General features: G+C 63.5%; 14 protein-coding genes. 9 read left to right on the forward strand and 5 right to left on the reverse strand.

Features of this window, described 5'->3' with window-relative positions; translation table 11 throughout:
• Window positions 1–82: 82 nt before the first annotated feature.
• Window positions 83–1,075, reverse strand: coding sequence for a class I SAM-dependent methyltransferase (locus EN861_RS13210; protein WP_245464485.1), 993 nt, complete (start codon window positions 1,073–1,075; stop codon window positions 83–85).
• Here EN861_RS13210 and EN861_RS13215 point away from each other — a divergent pair.
• Complete coding sequence (locus tag EN861_RS13215) at window positions 1,034–1,801, forward strand: hypothetical protein (protein WP_245512025.1); 768 nt, start codon at window positions 1,034–1,036, stop codon at window positions 1,799–1,801. The two genes, EN861_RS13210 and EN861_RS13215, sit on opposite strands and share 42 nt — an antisense overlap.
• A 69-nt stretch (window positions 1,802–1,870) precedes the next feature.
• Here the strand turns inward: EN861_RS13215 and EN861_RS13220 are convergent, their stop codons facing one another.
• Complete coding sequence (locus EN861_RS13220; RefSeq protein WP_127280207.1) at window positions 1,871–2,497, reverse strand: TetR/AcrR family transcriptional regulator; 627 nt, start codon at window positions 2,495–2,497, stop codon at window positions 1,871–1,873.
• A gap of 125 nt (window positions 2,498–2,622) precedes the next feature.
• On the opposite strand from EN861_RS13220, the gene EN861_RS13225 reads away from it, so the two are divergent.
• From EN861_RS13225 to EN861_RS13240, 4 genes are all read left to right on the forward strand, one after another.
• Window positions 2,623–3,810, forward strand: a complete 1,188-nt coding sequence (locus EN861_RS13225; protein ID WP_135863890.1) for an MFS transporter — start codon at window positions 2,623–2,625, stop codon at window positions 3,808–3,810.
• Window positions 3,811–3,815: 5 nt separating this feature from the next.
• Window positions 3,816–5,096: a D-arabinono-1,4-lactone oxidase gene (locus EN861_RS13230; RefSeq protein ID WP_135863892.1), complete on the forward strand. Its 1,281-nt coding sequence runs from the start codon at window positions 3,816–3,818 to the stop codon at window positions 5,094–5,096.
• Complete coding sequence (locus EN861_RS13235; RefSeq protein ID WP_127279705.1) at window positions 5,093–6,238, forward strand: DSD1 family PLP-dependent enzyme; 1,146 nt, start codon at window positions 5,093–5,095, stop codon at window positions 6,236–6,238. The genes EN861_RS13230 and EN861_RS13235 overlap by 4 nt, the downstream gene beginning before the upstream one ends.
• A gap of 170 nt (window positions 6,239–6,408) precedes the next feature.
• Window positions 6,409–7,344: a helix-turn-helix domain-containing GNAT family N-acetyltransferase gene (locus tag EN861_RS13240; RefSeq protein ID WP_127869705.1), complete on the forward strand. Its 936-nt coding sequence runs from the start codon at window positions 6,409–6,411 to the stop codon at window positions 7,342–7,344.
• An 8-nt stretch (window positions 7,345–7,352) separates the two neighbouring features.
• On the opposite strand, the gene EN861_RS13245 is transcribed toward EN861_RS13240, so the two are convergent.
• Window positions 7,353–8,186, reverse strand: coding sequence for an AraC family transcriptional regulator (locus EN861_RS13245; RefSeq protein ID WP_135863895.1), 834 nt, complete (start codon window positions 8,184–8,186; stop codon window positions 7,353–7,355).
• Between the two features lie 153 nt (window positions 8,187–8,339).
• Here EN861_RS13245 and EN861_RS13250 point away from each other — a divergent pair, with 153 nt between their 5' ends.
• The 4 genes from EN861_RS13250 to EN861_RS13265 all read left to right on the forward strand — a co-directional run bounded on the left by EN861_RS13250 (window position 8,340) and on the right by EN861_RS13265 (window position 12,975).
• Window positions 8,340–9,326, forward strand: coding sequence for an iron ABC transporter permease (locus tag EN861_RS13250; RefSeq protein WP_135864282.1), 987 nt, complete (start codon window positions 8,340–8,342; stop codon window positions 9,324–9,326).
• 149 nt (window positions 9,327–9,475) lie between these two features.
• The gene (locus tag EN861_RS13255) at window positions 9,476–9,955 is read left to right on the forward strand and encodes a MarR family transcriptional regulator (protein ID WP_135863897.1); all 480 of its coding nucleotides are present in this window, start codon (window positions 9,476–9,478) and stop codon (window positions 9,953–9,955) included.
• Window positions 9,952–11,130: an HlyD family secretion protein gene (locus tag EN861_RS13260; protein ID WP_135863899.1), complete on the forward strand. Its 1,179-nt coding sequence runs from the start codon at window positions 9,952–9,954 to the stop codon at window positions 11,128–11,130. The genes EN861_RS13255 and EN861_RS13260 overlap by 4 nt, the downstream gene beginning before the upstream one ends.
• Before the next feature lie 309 nt (window positions 11,131–11,439).
• Window positions 11,440–12,975, forward strand: coding sequence for a DHA2 family efflux MFS transporter permease subunit (locus EN861_RS13265; RefSeq protein ID WP_127278892.1), 1,536 nt, complete (start codon window positions 11,440–11,442; stop codon window positions 12,973–12,975).
• Between the two features lie 44 nt (window positions 12,976–13,019).
• On the opposite strand, the gene EN861_RS13270 is transcribed toward EN861_RS13265, so the two are convergent.
• Complete coding sequence (locus tag EN861_RS13270) at window positions 13,020–13,535, reverse strand: CAP domain-containing protein (protein ID WP_127869699.1); 516 nt, start codon at window positions 13,533–13,535, stop codon at window positions 13,020–13,022.
• Window positions 13,536–13,613: 78 nt separating this feature from the next.
• Window positions 13,614–14,837, reverse strand: coding sequence for a TadE/TadG family type IV pilus assembly protein (locus EN861_RS13275; protein ID WP_135863901.1), 1,224 nt, complete (start codon window positions 14,835–14,837; stop codon window positions 13,614–13,616).
• Window positions 14,838–14,910 lie beyond the last annotated feature (73 nt).

Below are 14,910 nucleotides of genomic sequence, written 5' to 3' on the forward strand. Positions count from 1 at the left end.
GATAGATTTCATCGGGGCCGAACATGGAGTATTGCATGGCGTTTTGCAATTTCCGTCTCTTTCAGTGCACGCTGCTGTAGACTCAAACTTTCGGCGACCGCAGCACCAGAAGCGGGCATCTCTCGGCGAGCCCGTAGCCGCCGGTTGGAGCAATGCGGACGTCGTTGAAGAATGCTTCCGCCTCGGCCACGAGCTGCGCTGGTGGTGCAAAACTGTAGATGGCCGTGGAGTTCCGGTAAACGTCGATGGTGGCGATGACAGGCAGGTCCCAGCCCGTCCGCGCGGAAAGTTCCTGGCGGTCAGGGAAGAGTGCATCGAACCTTTCCGCGATCGTCCTGACTGGAATCGCATGGTCGGGAGCGCGGCCTGTCGCGGTCATGGCGACGCGCCATTTGAGCTCGTGGAAAGTGGAGACACCGCCAGAAAGCGCAAGCGCCTGCACCGCTGCCGGATCGTCCGGTGTCTCGGGACCAGCGAAGAGACGCAGGCCCGCGCGGCCATCAGGGCGCAGCACGCGGGCGATTGCCGCGAACAGCGCTCGGCGCGCGGTAGAAAGCCCGAGCACCGACAGGCAGCCGTCGCCGATCACCGCATCGACGCTTGCATCGGAAACCGGCAGGTCGAGCCAGTCGCCTTTGACAGCCTTTCGCGACGCAGTGTCGCCTGGCCAGATTCCAGCGATCATGTCGGAGGATTCGTCGACGGCCATCATGGTCGCGCCGAGCCCGGCGAGCTCCGGAGTCACACCGAGCAGAACGACATGCGCCTCCGAAAGGTCGAGCTCGCGATGGTAGGTTTCCACCGCTTCGGCGGGAGGCCGCAGCGGCGGTCCGAGCAACTTCCAGTGCCCTCGAATGGCATTCCAATGATCAGTCATCCCTGGCCCCAAGCCGGCATTGTATTCAAATGCATAATCGAGGACGCTAATGAAACCAAGTGCGGGGGGCGCATGACACGCATCGCGGTTATTACACATGAGTTCGACAGGTTCGAACGCCGGCGCGGCCCGCTGTTGCGCCGCGACAGTCCCTACATGCTCTTTGATTTGCTGGAAGAACTGAAACGGCGCGGCCATTCCGTCCGCATACTCTCAGGAACGTCGGCGAAGCCGGAGGCCGATATAGCGGTGCTGCATGTCGATGCGACCGTGACGCCACCCGAATATGTCGAATACGCGCGCGCTTTTCCCTTCTGCCTGAACGTCGGGGCAGCCGACATCTCCAAGCGCCGTGTCAGCGGCGCCGTGATCGGCAGGGATGACGACTGGCCAGGGCCGGTCATCGTCAAGAGCAATCTCAACAATCTGGGAATGCGTGAGCAGTCGCTTAACCGGCGATCGCGACGTGCCGGAAAGCCGGAGCCATTTCCCGGCGTCGAGCTTATCGAGGGCTACCACGTCTGTACGTCCCTTTCGGATGTTGCGCCTGCGGTGTTCGACCGAAGGGATCTCGTCGTCGAAAAGTTCATTCCCGAGCCGGAACCGGACGGCTTTGGCGCCCGCTTCTGGACATTTTGCGGGGAGCGCGAGCGCTGCACCCGCCATGTTTCGCCACAAAGCCTGGTCAAAGGCGACGACACGATCCGTCGTGAGCCGGTTCCGGTTCCCGAGGAGCTGCGCGCGCTGAGGCGCGAACTTGGCTTTGACTATGGCAAGTTCGACTTTGTCATGCACGAGGGCAGGGCGGTGCTGCTTGACGCCAACAAGACACCCGGCGGCGCCCGCAATCTTTCTGCCTTTCTCGCCGCCGGCAATGCCAATCTTGCCGACGGCTTCGAAGGCCTCATCCGCGAGTTCACATAACCGGCGTCCTGACATTCATGTCGGCAGTCACCCTCTTATTCGGCGTGGCTTCACGACGATCATCAGGGCTTACAAGAACACCCGCAACTGGGTGTGGATGATCGACCGGTAGTCCTCGATCGTGCGCCGGCCTTCTTCCTCATCTTGCGTCAGGGCCAGGCGCACGACGCCGCCGGCAAGCTGGAAGATCAGAAAGACCAGCCGTGCGAACGCCTCGCGCTGCTCCGCCTGAAGCATCGGACCGACGTGGTCGCAGAATATCTTCGACTGATGTCTCGTCTCGGCGATGTCGAGATGCTGCAGCGCCTTGTCGGCCTGGATGGCATTCTGCAGGTCCTGAATGGCCGGGTCAGCCGCGACACGGCTGTAGTAGTCGTTGAGCAGGCGGTCCGCGGCGCCGGTCACGTCGCCCAGCCCCTGGATTTCGGCGATGATCGCGCCGAAGCGCGCCCGGCTGACCTCCGAGAACCGCTCATAGAGCATCGCCAGGATCGCCGACTTGTTGGGAAAGTAATGGTAGACGGTGGCGATCGGCCCGCCCGCCAGCATGCCGACCTCCTTCATGGTGACGGCGTCGATGCCCTTCTCGCCGATCAGCCGCATCGTCGTCGACAGGATGGCGTCGATTCGTTCGCGGCTGCGCTCCTGCTTGGGTCTGCGCCTGGGCTCGGTGGCCGTTCGACTTGCTTCCGTCATGCACCGATCTTTCGCCCGGGGTTCCCGAATTCCGGTTGACAAAAAATATGATCAAGTATCAGTTTCTTAAATGCTGACAGATTGTCAGCTTTTCTGCCGCGCGGCAAGGACGTTGGGAGGCGCCTTTGACTTCGACAAGCACCGGTCTTCAAGGCGATGGCGACTGGCTGGTCGGCAATCCGACCGGCGGCCAGCTTGCCTCGGCCTTGTGGATCGGGTCGGTCGGCCTGCTCATCCTCGGCCTGCAGCCCGTCCTGCTCGGCGCGCTCTATACCGAGGGCCATGTCAGCGGTGACGAGCTGGCACTGGTCGCCACCGCCGAGATGATCGCCATCGCGATCGGCTCGGCGATCGTCGCGATGCTGCTTTCCGCCCGCAACATGCGCTGGAAGAGTGCGGCCCTGCTGCTGCTCTTGGCGCTGGCCAATGTCTGGACGGCCTATGCCGCCGGCGCCAACACGCTGATGGCGGCTCGCGCGCTGGCCGGCCTCGCCGAAGGTGGCCTTGTCGCGGTCGCCACCGAACTGATCGCCCGTTCGCGGCGCGCCGAACGCATCGGCGGTTTTTTCGTCACCATGCAGACGCTGGCGCAATGCGCTCTTGCCTTGCTGCTGGCGCTCTATGTCATTCCCGCCGCCGGATCGGCGGGCGGCTTCCTCGTTCTCGCGGTCGTCTGTGTCGCGTCGTTCGTGGTCGCCTTCATTGTCCCCGCCGACTATGCCGACCTGCCGAAGGACGAGAACCTCGCCAATGTGCTGACGGGTCCCTCTATCACCGCGCTGTTGTCGGTCTTCTGCTACTTCATGTTCTTCGGCGCGGTCTGGGCGTTTTTGGAACCTCTCGGCGCCCAATTCGGCATCGATGGCCGCACCGTCGGGCTGATCGTCTCGGCCAGCCTCGCGGCGCAGGTGCTGGGCGCGATGACGGCGACCGTGTTCGAGGCGCGCATCGACTATCGCCTTGCCATCGCCGCGATCGGCATCGTCGCGCTTGCCGCCTCGCTCGTGCTTGCCGGTGGACCTGGCCTCGCGACATTCTGGGTCGCCGCCCTGGTCATGGGTTTCATCCTGCTGTTCATCGTGCCCTACCAGATCCGGCTGGCGATCACCGCCGACGAGACGCGCACCGCCGTGCTGCTGGTGCCGGCCGCCCAGCTTTTCGGCCTGGCGATCGGGCCGGTCGCGGCGTCGTTGCTCATCGACGGCAAGGATTTTCGCCCGGTTCCGGAATTCGCCGCCGCGAGCGCCGTCGCCAGCGTGGCGCTGCTCGGCCTGTTTGTACTCGTGGCGCGGCGTCGCCGGGCTATTGCGTGAGCGGCATGTCGAGCAGCTGGAGCAACTGGTCGGGCTTCGTCACCGCCGAGCCGCGGCTGCTTGCCAGCCCGGCCGATGCTGGCGAGCTCGGCGATCTCATTCGCACCGCGCCCGGTCCGGTCCGCGTCGTCGGCGCCGGTCACTCCTTCACGCCGCTGGTGAAGTCGCAAGGCACCATCCTGTCGCTGGAGAAGCTGGAAGGGCTGGCCTCGCATGACGCGAAAAAACATCAGGCGCGCGTGCGGGCAGGGACGCGGCTTGGTTCGCTCATGCACATTTTGCAAGGCATCGGCCAGGGCCTGCCCAACATGGGCGACATCGACCGCCAGGCGATAGGCGGCGCGCTGGGCACGGCTACCCATGGCTCGGGGCCGACGCTCGGTGCGTATCACACGCAGCTGGAAACGGTTCAGATCGTCGACGGGCTTGGCAAGGTCCGCGAGTTCAAGCGGGAAGGGGATCAGGAGACGATCCATGCCATCAGCGTCGCGCTCGGTGCCTTCGGTGTCTTGAGCGAAGTGACGCTGAACAACATCGCGACCTACCGGCTGCGCCGCCGCAAATGGGTGCTGCCGATCGGCGACATGCTGCGCGATTTCGAAACGATGATGGCCGCCCATCGCTCGGCCGAATTCTATTACATTCCATTTTCCGGTTACGCGCAGTTCATCGCCAGCGACTTCAGCGCCGAGGCCACGACGACGCGCCCGACCGACGATGATGAGGGCTCGTTGCGCACGCTGCGCCGCTTGCGCACCGGGCTTGCCTGGCTGCCGTCGCTGCGCCGCCGGCTGATCCTGGGCGCGGTCGCCAAGGTGCCGGCCGAGGATTATGTGCAGGACTGGCTCAACGTCTATGCCAGCGACCGGCAGACCAGGTTCAACGAAATGGAATATCATCTTCCCTTCGAGGAGGGGCCGAAGGCGCTGGCCGAGATCATCGAACTGACCGAGAAGCATTTTCCGGAAGTCTATTTCCCGATGGAGGTGCGGTCGGTGGCATCGGACGAATTCTGGCTCTCGCCCTTCCACAAGAGGCTCACCTGTTCCATCGCCATCCACCACGACGCGGCGAACGATCCGTTGCCATTCATGCGCGCGGCCGAGCCGATCTTCCGCAGATATGGCGGCAGGCCGCACTGGGGCAAGATGCACAGCCTGAAAGCGGCCGACCTGAAAAAGCTTTATCCGCGTTGGGACGATGCGATTGCGGTGCGCCGCGACATCGACCCGCACAACCGTTTCGTCTCGCCCTATATCGCCGATCTCTTCGGCATCGACCAATGAAAGCCTATTTCGCCTCGCTTTCGGATGCGCTGAAGCAGGCGGGCATCTTCCAACCCTGCCTGCTGCTCGACCGCGACCGGTTGGACAGCAACATCGCCCTGGTGAAGCAAAGGCTCGATCCCCGCCTCGCCGTGCGGCTGGTCGACAAGTCGCTCGCTTGCCTGCCGTTGCTTGCCCATATTGGCAAGGCGCTTGGTACCCACCGCTTCATGACCTTCCACCCGCCGATCAGCGAGGCGGTGCTGAGCGCGTTTCCGGATGCGGACCTCCTCTACGGCAAGCCGATGCCGGTCGGCGCGGCAAGGGCGGCGCTTTCCAAGGGGAACGCAGCCGGGTCGAGGGTATGCTGGCTGATCGATACACAGCAGAGGCTGACGGAATATGGCGCGCTCGCCGACGAACTCGGCGTCGAGCTGCGCATTGCTTTCGAAATCGATGTCGGACTGCATCGCGGCGGCTTCGCCGAACCGGAAGCCCTCTCGCAGGCGTTGAAGGCGCTGCCGGCCCACAAGCGGCTGCGCTGCGAAGGCGTCATGGCCTATGAAGCGCATGCGCCGCATATACCCGGCCTGTTCGGCGGGCCGGCGAGGGCATTGGCGCAAGCCTCGGAACGAGCCGCCGCTTTCGTGGCGCGCCTCGGCATGGACCAGCGCCATATCTTGAACATTGGCGGCAGCAAGACAGCGCTGCTTCATCATGGCGGCGCTGCCAATGAAGTGTCGATGGGCTCGGCCTTCGTGCTGCCCGGCGATTTCGATACGCCGGGCCTCGACGGCTTTCAGCCGGCGGCCTTCATTGCGACGCCGATCCTGAAAGTGGTCGAGCCGATGCTGCCCGGCCCGCCGGCGGTTTCGCGTCTGCTCCAGGCGCTCGGCCGGTTTCCGCGCAAGGGTTGCTATCTCTATGGCGGCAAATGGATGGCCGAACCGGTGTTTCCCGAAGGCATGACGACGAACGGCCTGCTTGGCCTGTCCTCCAACCAGCAATTCATGGGCCTGCCCGCCGAGGCCGTTGTCAGGCCCGGCGACCATGCGTTCCTGCGGCCGACGCAGAGCGAAGCCGTGCTGCAGCAGCTCGGACCGATCGCGGTGCTTTCCCGTGGCAGGATCGTCGACCGCTGGCCGGTGCTGCCGATGGGGTGACGTTTCGGCGTTCGCCACTGGCGCCTGCATTTGCGATGTCGTGATTCTAGGGGCTGCGCTCCTCTTCGCTCCTTCTCCTAGAATGACGAAGTTGTGAAGCGCCTCGTTGCAATGACTTTATTGACTAAGTCAACTAAATGATTGATCCTGTCCACGACAGGAGGACTGCCATGACGATCCACGACCACCCCGGCAAGGAACGCATCGACGCAGTGCGCGCCTTCAACCGCTTCTACACCCGCCAGATCGGTGTGCTCGACGAAGGTTGGCTGAAAAGCACCTTTTCGCTTACCGAGGCGCGGGTGCTCTATGAGCTTGCCCATCGCGACGGGCTCGTCGCCAGCGACCTGGTGCGCGATCTCGGCCTCGACCCTGGCTATGTCAGCCGTTTGCTCAAAAAATTCGAGGAGCGCGGTCTGGTCGAGCGCGAAGCCACCGAAGCGGACGCGCGCCGCGCCTCGATCGCGCTGACGCCGGCGGGCAGGGAAGCCTTCGCGCCGCTCAACCAGGATTCGCACGACCAGGTGCGAGCGCTGCTCGATCGACTGGCGCCCGTCGACCAGGATCGGCTGGTCAAGGCCATGCGCATCGTTCAGGACCTGCTCGGCGACAGACCCGAACCAAAGGTGCCTTACATCCTGCGGCCGCTAGAGGTTGGCGACATCGGCTGGGTCACGCGCCGCCAGGGCATGCTCTACGCGCAGGACTATGGCTGGGACGAAACCTATGAGGCGCTGGTCGCTGAGATCCTCGGCGAGTTCGTAAAAAAATTCGATCCGAAATGGGAGCGCGGCTGGATCGCCGAGCGGGAAGGCGAGGTCGTCGGCTCGGTCTTCGTCGTGCGCAAGTCGGATCAGGTGGCCAAGCTGCGGCTGCTCTATGTCGAACCGTCGGCGCGGGGCCTCGGCATCGGCAAACGGCTGGTCGAGGAATGCATCGGCTTTGCCCGCGCCAGGGGGTACAAGACGCTGACTTTGTGGACCAACGACATTCTGACCGCGGCCCGGCACATCTACCAGGCGGCCGGTTTCAAGCTGACCGAGGAAGAGCCTCACCATTCCTTCGGCAAGGATCTGGTTGGCCAGAACTGGGATCTGGAGCTGTAGCGGCGCCTCTATGCCTTGACCGGCACCCAGATCTCCAGCCCGCCATTACCGGTGCGGGCATCGAATTCGGGCCCATAGCGCTCGAATTCCGGCGCGTCGGCGATTTCATGGCCGGAGGCCGGGAGCCAGCTGTTCCAGATCGTGTTGATCGTGCGCCGGATGGTCGAGATGTGCTCGCGATGCGTGAAAACGGCGTATTTCCGCGCCGGCACATGCACCCGGTAGAATTCCTTCGGCAGGTCGGAGAAGTCCGACACCTCGACGCCGACGACATAGTCGAAATTGCCGGCATCGTCGCCATTGAGGCAGACACCGTAGAAAACGCCTGGGACTTCGCCGGGGATGTTGCCGATATAAGGGCTGAAACGCTGCCACTGCATCGGAATGCCGGCGCTCGATTCGCAGCTGTAGCGCTCGCCGAAGCCGGCGATGAGGAAGGCTCGGCTGGTCTCGAAGCGCGGTGGTTCAAGGCTGGTGAGCAGGGAATGGTCCATCAGGATAGGCTCCACGAGATCGAGTGTCTTGGTCGAACCTTGCGCGCGCACCAGTTCCGGCGTGGTGCCGAACTGGTCGCGGAAGGCACGGGTGAAAGCCTCATGCGAGTTGTAGCCGGCGTCGAGCGCGACGCACAGTATGTCGGGCGCGCCGCCGGCGAGCCTGCGCGCCGCCTCGGTCAGCCGGCGCGAGCGCATGTAACCCATGACGGAACGGCCGGTGGCGGCGCCGAAGGCGCGCGTCACATGAAAGCGCGACACGCCGCTGCTGTGGGCGACGTCGTCGAGCGTAACAGCCTCCGGCAGATGGCTTTCGACAAACCATAGCGCTTTCTCGGTCGGGTTCATGTGCTCCTCGCATGTGGCGTCTTCACTCTGGCGCCTCGTTGCCCGGCCAGTTTGATCGAAATTGCGCATGGCGCAAAATCGAAAACGGCAACGCTGACAGGCGTGGACGCAAAGTCCGTCCGCGCCCATGCCGACGGCAGGCTTGCTCGGGCCATGACGGCGGGCGCGGTGGCGCTCGTCGCTCTCGCGCTGCTGTCGATCGCTTATGGCTCGACGCTGATACCTCTGAGCGATGTCATCGCCGCCCTTGGCCGTGCCGTCGGACTGGACGAGCCTGAGATATCGGGCCCGGTCGGCAAGATCGTCGTCGACCTGCGGCTGCCGCGCACGATCCTGGCGATCTGTGTCGGCGGCGGGCTGGGCATCGTCGGCGCGCTTTTGCAGACGGTGACCCGTAACGATCTTGCCGACCCCTCCCTGTTCGGCCTGTCGTCGGGGGCCGCCGCCGGCGCGGTTTCCGTCATTACCGTGTTCGGCGACAGTTTCGGCATCTGGACCTTGCCCGTGGCTGCGTTCACTGGCGGCATCCTCGCCGCCTCCATCGTGCTTTTGCTGGTGGCGCGGGTGAGGGGGCAAGGTCCTGAGCGGCTGATCCTCGCCGGTCTTGCCGTTTCCTTCATGTTCACGGCCTTGACCAATTATCTGGTTTTTGCCGGTGACCAGCGCGCGGCTCATTCGGTCCTGTTCTGGACCATGGGCGGGCTCGGGCTGGCGCGCTGGGACAATGTATGGCTGGGGGCGGTGGGCGCCGGCACGATCGCGGCCTACGGGCTGTGGAGCCATCGCAGCCTGGACGCTTTCCTCGCCGGTGAGAGCGCCGCCGAGAGTCTAGGCGTGCCGGTGGCGCGCATGCGCAGGACGACATTTCTCGTGGCCGCTTTCTCGACGGCAATCCTCGTCTCGGTCGCCGGCGTGATCGGCTTTGTCGGATTGATGATACCGCATCTGTCGCGGCCGCTGGCCGGTCCACTGCATCTGCGCCTGATCACAAGTTGTGCGCTGTTCGGGGCGGTGCTGCTGCTGGCAAGCGATCTCCTGGCCCGAACCTTGCTGCCGCCGCAGGAACTGCCGATCGGCATCATCACCAGCTCGCTCGGCGCGTTCTTCGTCGTCACCATGGTTGTCCGAAACCGCCTGTGAAGACGTGCCCTCCGAGCGTTGTTGCGCACCGGTACACGTTCATCTGCCGCTAACCAGGATCGGATTGCAGGCCTGCCATGCGCATTTTGCCGGCTTTCATCGCGCTGTGGCATCTTGAATAGTAAGCACGCTTATTATATCTATCGCTTATGGTTTCAGATGGCATCGACAGATTGGGATTTTTGATCCACGACGTGCAGCGCCTGATGCGCAAGCGCTTTGAGGTGCGCGCCAGCGGGCTGGGCCTGTCTTCGGCGCAATGGCGGCTTCTGGTCCGCGTTGCCAAGGAGGCGGGCGTAGCGCAGGCGCGGCTCGCCGAACTGCTCGAAATCGAGCCGATCAGCGTCTCACGCCTGGTCGACCGGATGGAGGAGGGCGGCTGGATCGAACGCCGCTCCGACGCGGCCGACCGGCGCGTGCGCATGATCTTCCCGACCGAGAAGGCGAACGCGGCCTATGCGGACGTCAAGAGCCTTGCTGGCGAGGTCTATGAGGAATCGCTCAGCGGCGTTTCGCCCGAAGATCGACGCGTCCTGATCCGGGCGCTGGATGTGATCGTACAGAATCTGACGGACGGCGAAGCTTCGTCGCTCGAAAAGATCAAGAGTGCGGAAGGTGCGGCAGCATGAACGCGGTAGCCAAGGTCGAAGAAAACGCTCCCAAGGTGGAGATGGAAGCGCCTGCCCAGCCGGCCGCCGCTCCCGTCGCGGTCGCTCCTCCCGTGCAGCCGGCCCCGGCGCCGAAGAAGAAGCGCCGCATCGGTCGCTTCTTCCTGATGTTCGCCTTGCCGGCGGCATTGATCGTCGGCGGCGGCTATGTCTGGGTGACGGGCGGGCGCTACCAGGAAACGGAAAACGCCAATCTGCAACAGGCCAAGGTGTCGATCGCCTCCGACACGGCCGGTCGTATCGTCCAGGTCGCCATATCGGACAATCAGACGGTGAAGAAGGGCGATCTCCTGTTCGCCATCGACCCGGAGCCCTACCGGATCGCGCTTGGGCAGGCCGACGCAGCGGTGGCTGCCGCGCGCCTCAATGTCGAGCAACTACGCGCCGCCTACAGCCAGGCGTTGGCGCAGGAAAAATCCGCCGGCAGCGAAGTTGCCTATGCGCAGTCGCAATATGACCGTGCCGCCGATCTTGCCCAGAAAGGGATCAATGCCAAGTCTTCGCTGGATGAGGCCAGGAATGATCTCGACAAGGCCAAGCAGCAGCTTGCCGTTGCCGATCAGGGCATCGTCAGCGCCAAGGCGGCACTTGGCGGCAATCCCGATATCGAGACGGACAAGCATCCGACCGTGATGTCGGCACTCGCCGCGCGCGACAAGGCTGCCTATGATCTGGCGCAGACCACGGTGAGAGCACCTGCCGATGGTCTTGTCTATCAAGCCGCATCCTTCAAGGTCGGCCAGTATGTCGGCTCCGGCACACCGTTGTTTGCGCTGGTCGAGACCGGCGACACCTGGATCGACGCCAATTTCAAGGAAACCCAGCTCACCAACATGAAGCCGGGTCAGAAGGCGGAGATCGTGGTCGATACCTATCCGGGCAGGACCTTCGAGGCGACCGTCAAGGCCATCGGTGCCGGCACCGGCGCGGACTTCTCGCTGCTGCCGGCCCAGAACGCCACGGGCAACTGGGTCAAGGTCACCCAGCGCATTCCGGTCCGCCTGGAACTGACCGATCCCGACGCCAGGATGGCGCTGCGCACCGGCATGAGTGCTTCTGTCACCGTCGACACCGGCGTGGCACGCGGCTGGCCGTCGATCTTCGGTCACGCCACGGCCGGCGAGCCCGCGCGGTAAGACAGCGGAAGCCCGCAGGGACCGGGCGGGTGGAAGCGAGTTTGCAGGATTGGTCTGATGGGAGGGGTGGGAAGAGATCAGTGTTTGGGCGAGCCGCATGGCAGCTGTCCAAAGGTCTGAAATCTTCGACACGGTCCCGTCGGTCCTCAAGTTTCCGGGCGGCAGCGTCCGCTCAGCTGGAGACATTCGGTCGATGTAACCCCCACATCGACAATCGCGTCCCACCGCGATGAAGGTCTCTCGACGGAAGGCTTCGCCGCCCGGAAACCCGTTGTACACGTTTCTGTTACTGTCTGGAAGTTCTTCGCCATGAGCACGCCTGAACCGTTCAAAGAAGTGCCACATCGTGGCCTGATCACGGTGGCGCTCATGCTGGCGACGGTCATGCAGGCGCTCGACACCACGATCGCCAACGTCGCGCTCCCGACCATGACCGGCGATCTCGGCGCTTCGCCCGACAACATCAACTGGGTGCTGACCTCCTACATCGTCGCCGCCGCCATCATGACGCCGGTCACCGGCTGGCTCGCCGATCGCTTTGGCCGCAAGGAGCTGTTCCTGGCGGCGGTGGTCGGCTTCACCATCTTCTCGATGTTGTGCGGCCTGGCGTGGAGCCTGGAAACCATCGTGCTTTTCCGGCTGATGCAAGGTGTGTTCGGCGCCGCGATCGTGCCGCTGTCGCAGACCTTCCTGCTCGACATCAACCCCAAGGAGCGCCACGGCCAGGCGATGGCGATATGGGGCGCCGGCATCATGCTGGGCCCGATCCTCGGCCCCACCCTCGGCGGCTGGCTGACCGAGAATTTCAACTGGCGCTGGGTGTTCTTCATCAACCTGCCGGTCGGCATCCTCGCCTTCCTTGGCATGGCCGCCTATCTGCCGGCTGTTGCCCGGCGGGTGCGCAGCTTCGATTTCTTCGGCTTTGCCATGATATCGCTCGGCGTCGGCGCGTTGCAGCTGATGCTCGATCGCGGTGGCGAGGTCGACTGGTTTTCCTCGGTCGAGATCTGGATCGAGCTTGGTCTTTCGATCACCGGTTTCTGGGTGTTCATCATTCACACGGTGACATCGGAACATCCCTTCATCGATCCGAAGATTTTCCTCGACCGCAATTTTGTCACCGGGCTTGCATTCATCTTCGTCATGGGCGTGCTGATCCTGGCTTCTATGTCGCTGCTGCCGCCGATGCTGTCGACCATCTTCGGTTATCCGACCGTCACCATCGGCATCGTCATCGGGCCGCGTGGCGTAGGCACGATGATTTCCATGCTCGTCGTCGGGCGCATCATGGGCAAGATCGATGCCCGAATTCTGGTCGTCATCGGCTTCCTCCTGACCGCGCAGTCGCTCTACACCATGGCCAGCTTCACCCCACAGATGGACAACTGGCTGATTCTCAGCTCCGGCGTGATCCAGGGCCTGGGCATGGGAATGGTGTTCGTGCCGCTGTCGACTGTTGCCTTCGCCACGCTCGATGCCCGCTACCGCACCGATGCAACCTCGTTGTTCAGCCTGGTGCGTAATCTTGGCTCGTCGATCGGCGTCTCGGTCGTGACGGTGCTGCTGGTGCGCAACACGCAGATCAACCACGCCGAGCTTTCGGCCTTCATCAACCCGTTCAATCCCAATCTCTGGGCTGTCTCGCCGGCGGCCGCCGGCGGCGACCCGACGGCGCTGTCGCAGGTCGATCGCATGGTCAATCTCCAGGCGATGATGATCTCCTACGTCAACGACTTCAAAATACTGATGATGATGACGCTGGCCGCCATCCCGTTCGTGCTTCTGTTGCGCAAGCCGAAAACGGCACCGGCCGGCGGCGGCGCGCCAGCCGCCCATATGGACTGATGGAGCGGCCGCTCGCCAGGGGATGTCCGCCGGCGATATCTTTGCTACCTGCCGAGCACCAGCGACCAGTAGCGCAGGTTGGGGTCGCGGCCGTCACGGACATAGGCAAGCCCGAAGCGGCTGAAGTCCGGATCGAGTATGTTGCGCCGGTGTCCCTGCGAATGCATCCAGATATCGAACAGCTTCTGTTGGTCGAAGCGGCCGGCCGCGATGTTCTCGGCCGCGGCGCCGTGTACGCCGTTGTCCTTCATGCGCGAGGCGAAATCCTTGCCCCAGCCGGTGGTGTGGCTCATGTTTTCACGCTGCGCCATGTAGCCGGCCTGCTGGAGTGCTGCTTGCTCAAGCTGTGCGTCGGAAACAAGCGGCCCCAGCCCGGCGGTCGCGCGCAGGCTGGCCAGCGTGCCGGTTGCCGAGGAGGAGACCCCGGCGCCTTGCCCGGTCGGCAGCGAAACGGTGCCGCAGGCGGCCAGCCCGAGCAAGGCCGCGAGGCCGGCCGTCTTGAGCCAGGTGCGCCTATTCAGGTTCGCGATCCGGTCGCTTTCGAGTCTTGAAGTGGTCATGCCTGCCTGAGATAGTCGTGATCATGGCTTTTGCCGGGCAGGGTGATGAAAATCTGAAATCGAATGGCGGTCAGCCGCTTATTTCACAAGCGTGATGAGGCGGCCGGCATACATCTCGCGATTTCCGAACACGGCCGTGCAGTCGGTTTTGATGGACGAGTTGCCTGTCATCTGCACGGTCAGGCCAACAAGCCTCAGACAGTCGCCCTGACCGCTCATATCCGAGTTGCCGGCAAAGGAAATGGCCGCATCTGGCGCATAGACGAACCCGCTGATCACGGAATTCGCGCCGCCATTCAGCGTCAAGGCCGATGTGTTGCCATGGTTCTCGAAAATGGTGATGCCTGCGTAGGGGCCGCTGGTGGCCGGGGAAAGGTCCACCTTTTCATTGGCATTTATGTAGATCTGTGCGCCCTCCATCAGGAATATGGTGACGCCGTGGCCGGTCAGGCTGCCGTTGCCGCCCGGTTTCAAGGTCACGCCGCGCAAAATGTAGACGCCCGGGTTGAGCGTGATATTTCCCGACAATGTCTTGTCGCAATAGGTGCCGGGCGACAGCGTGTAGGTTTTGCCGTTCGGGACCGGCAGGCAGAATGTGTAGGGAGGAGGCACGATGTCGGCCAGGGGATCGAAGGACGCATATTGATGTTCGAGCGGCGCGCCGCAGGCGAGATTGGCACTGGGCGGTAAAAGCCCGGAAGTGCCGCCGACGGTCGAGACGCAACCCGCCGAAACCTGAGCGGAACCGCCTCTGCTGACGGCATCGGACGCGTCCGAGTTTGCCGCGATCACGCAATTGCTCATGGCGACGTCGGTCGAGCCCTGCAGGCTTGCCGCGGCCGACGCATGCGGATCGAGCGCCAGCACGCAGGCCTGTGCACCCGGGTGCATCTTGACCGTCGCCGACCGGTGAGCTGGCCAGGGGGCCGCGCCATTGATGAAGCTCGGACGGTTGATGCCTGACGAAAGCGAGATGTAATAGGCGCTCGGGTCGCCGCTGGCTGTGGCCGAAAAAGCGGAGATGCTGTCTGAATATTCCTGTTGATCGGCGACGCTCATATTGGCCGCAAAGAATGTCAGCCCAAGCCCTTGGACATCACTCGCGCTCATGCTGGGCAGGTACTTCGTGCCGACGGCAAGCCCAGCCGCGTCCAGCGAGTTCTGCAATTGCGCGGCGTCATCGCTCGTGCCTGTCAGGTCGAGGGTGCCGGCGACGACGGCCATTATCGGCAGCAGCGCTATGGCGGTCGCCATGGCAAAATTGCCGTGCTCCGAAGACCAGAAGCCCTTCAACGTGAACATCGCCCCTCGCCACGGTTTGAAAAGCTCAGGTGATACACCTTGGGGTCTCTACGAGTAATTTAAGCAATAGCTA

The sequence above is a fragment of the Mesorhizobium sp. M8A.F.Ca.ET.218.01.1.1 genome (genome assembly GCF_004791165.1).
GTDB lineage: Bacteria > Pseudomonadota > Alphaproteobacteria > Rhizobiales > Rhizobiaceae > Mesorhizobium.

What these genes read in the sequence shown, in the direction of transcription:
- EN861_RS13215 (WP_245512025.1), top strand. Translation starts at nt 1,034, where the DNA reads ATGCTCTTTGATTTGCTGGAAGAACTGAAACGGCGCGGCCATTCCGTC.
- EN861_RS13210 (WP_245464485.1), bottom strand. Translation starts at nt 1,075, where the DNA reads ATGGCCGCGCCGTTTCAGTTCTTCCAGCAAATCAAAGAGCATGTAGGG.
- EN861_RS13220 (WP_127280207.1), bottom strand. Translation starts at nt 2,497, where the DNA reads ATGACGGAAGCAAGTCGAACGGCCACCGAGCCCAGGCGCAGACCCAAG.
- EN861_RS13230 (WP_135863892.1), top strand. Translation starts at nt 3,816, where the DNA reads ATGTCGAGCAGCTGGAGCAACTGGTCGGGCTTCGTCACCGCCGAGCCG.
- EN861_RS13235 (WP_127279705.1), top strand. Translation starts at nt 5,093, where the DNA reads ATGAAAGCCTATTTCGCCTCGCTTTCGGATGCGCTGAAGCAGGCGGGC.
- EN861_RS13240 (WP_127869705.1), top strand. Translation starts at nt 6,409, where the DNA reads ATGACGATCCACGACCACCCCGGCAAGGAACGCATCGACGCAGTGCGC.
- EN861_RS13245 (WP_135863895.1), bottom strand. Translation starts at nt 8,186, where the DNA reads ATGAACCCGACCGAGAAAGCGCTATGGTTTGTCGAAAGCCATCTGCCG.
- EN861_RS13250 (WP_135864282.1), top strand. Translation starts at nt 8,340, where the DNA reads ATGACGGCGGGCGCGGTGGCGCTCGTCGCTCTCGCGCTGCTGTCGATC.
- EN861_RS13255 (WP_135863897.1), top strand. Translation starts at nt 9,476, where the DNA reads ATGGTTTCAGATGGCATCGACAGATTGGGATTTTTGATCCACGACGTG.
- EN861_RS13260 (WP_135863899.1), top strand. Translation starts at nt 9,952, where the DNA reads ATGAACGCGGTAGCCAAGGTCGAAGAAAACGCTCCCAAGGTGGAGATG.
- EN861_RS13265 (WP_127278892.1), top strand. Translation starts at nt 11,440, where the DNA reads ATGAGCACGCCTGAACCGTTCAAAGAAGTGCCACATCGTGGCCTGATC.
- EN861_RS13270 (WP_127869699.1), bottom strand. Translation starts at nt 13,535, where the DNA reads ATGACCACTTCAAGACTCGAAAGCGACCGGATCGCGAACCTGAATAGG.
- EN861_RS13275 (WP_135863901.1), bottom strand. Translation starts at nt 14,837, where the DNA reads ATGTTCACGTTGAAGGGCTTCTGGTCTTCGGAGCACGGCAATTTTGCC.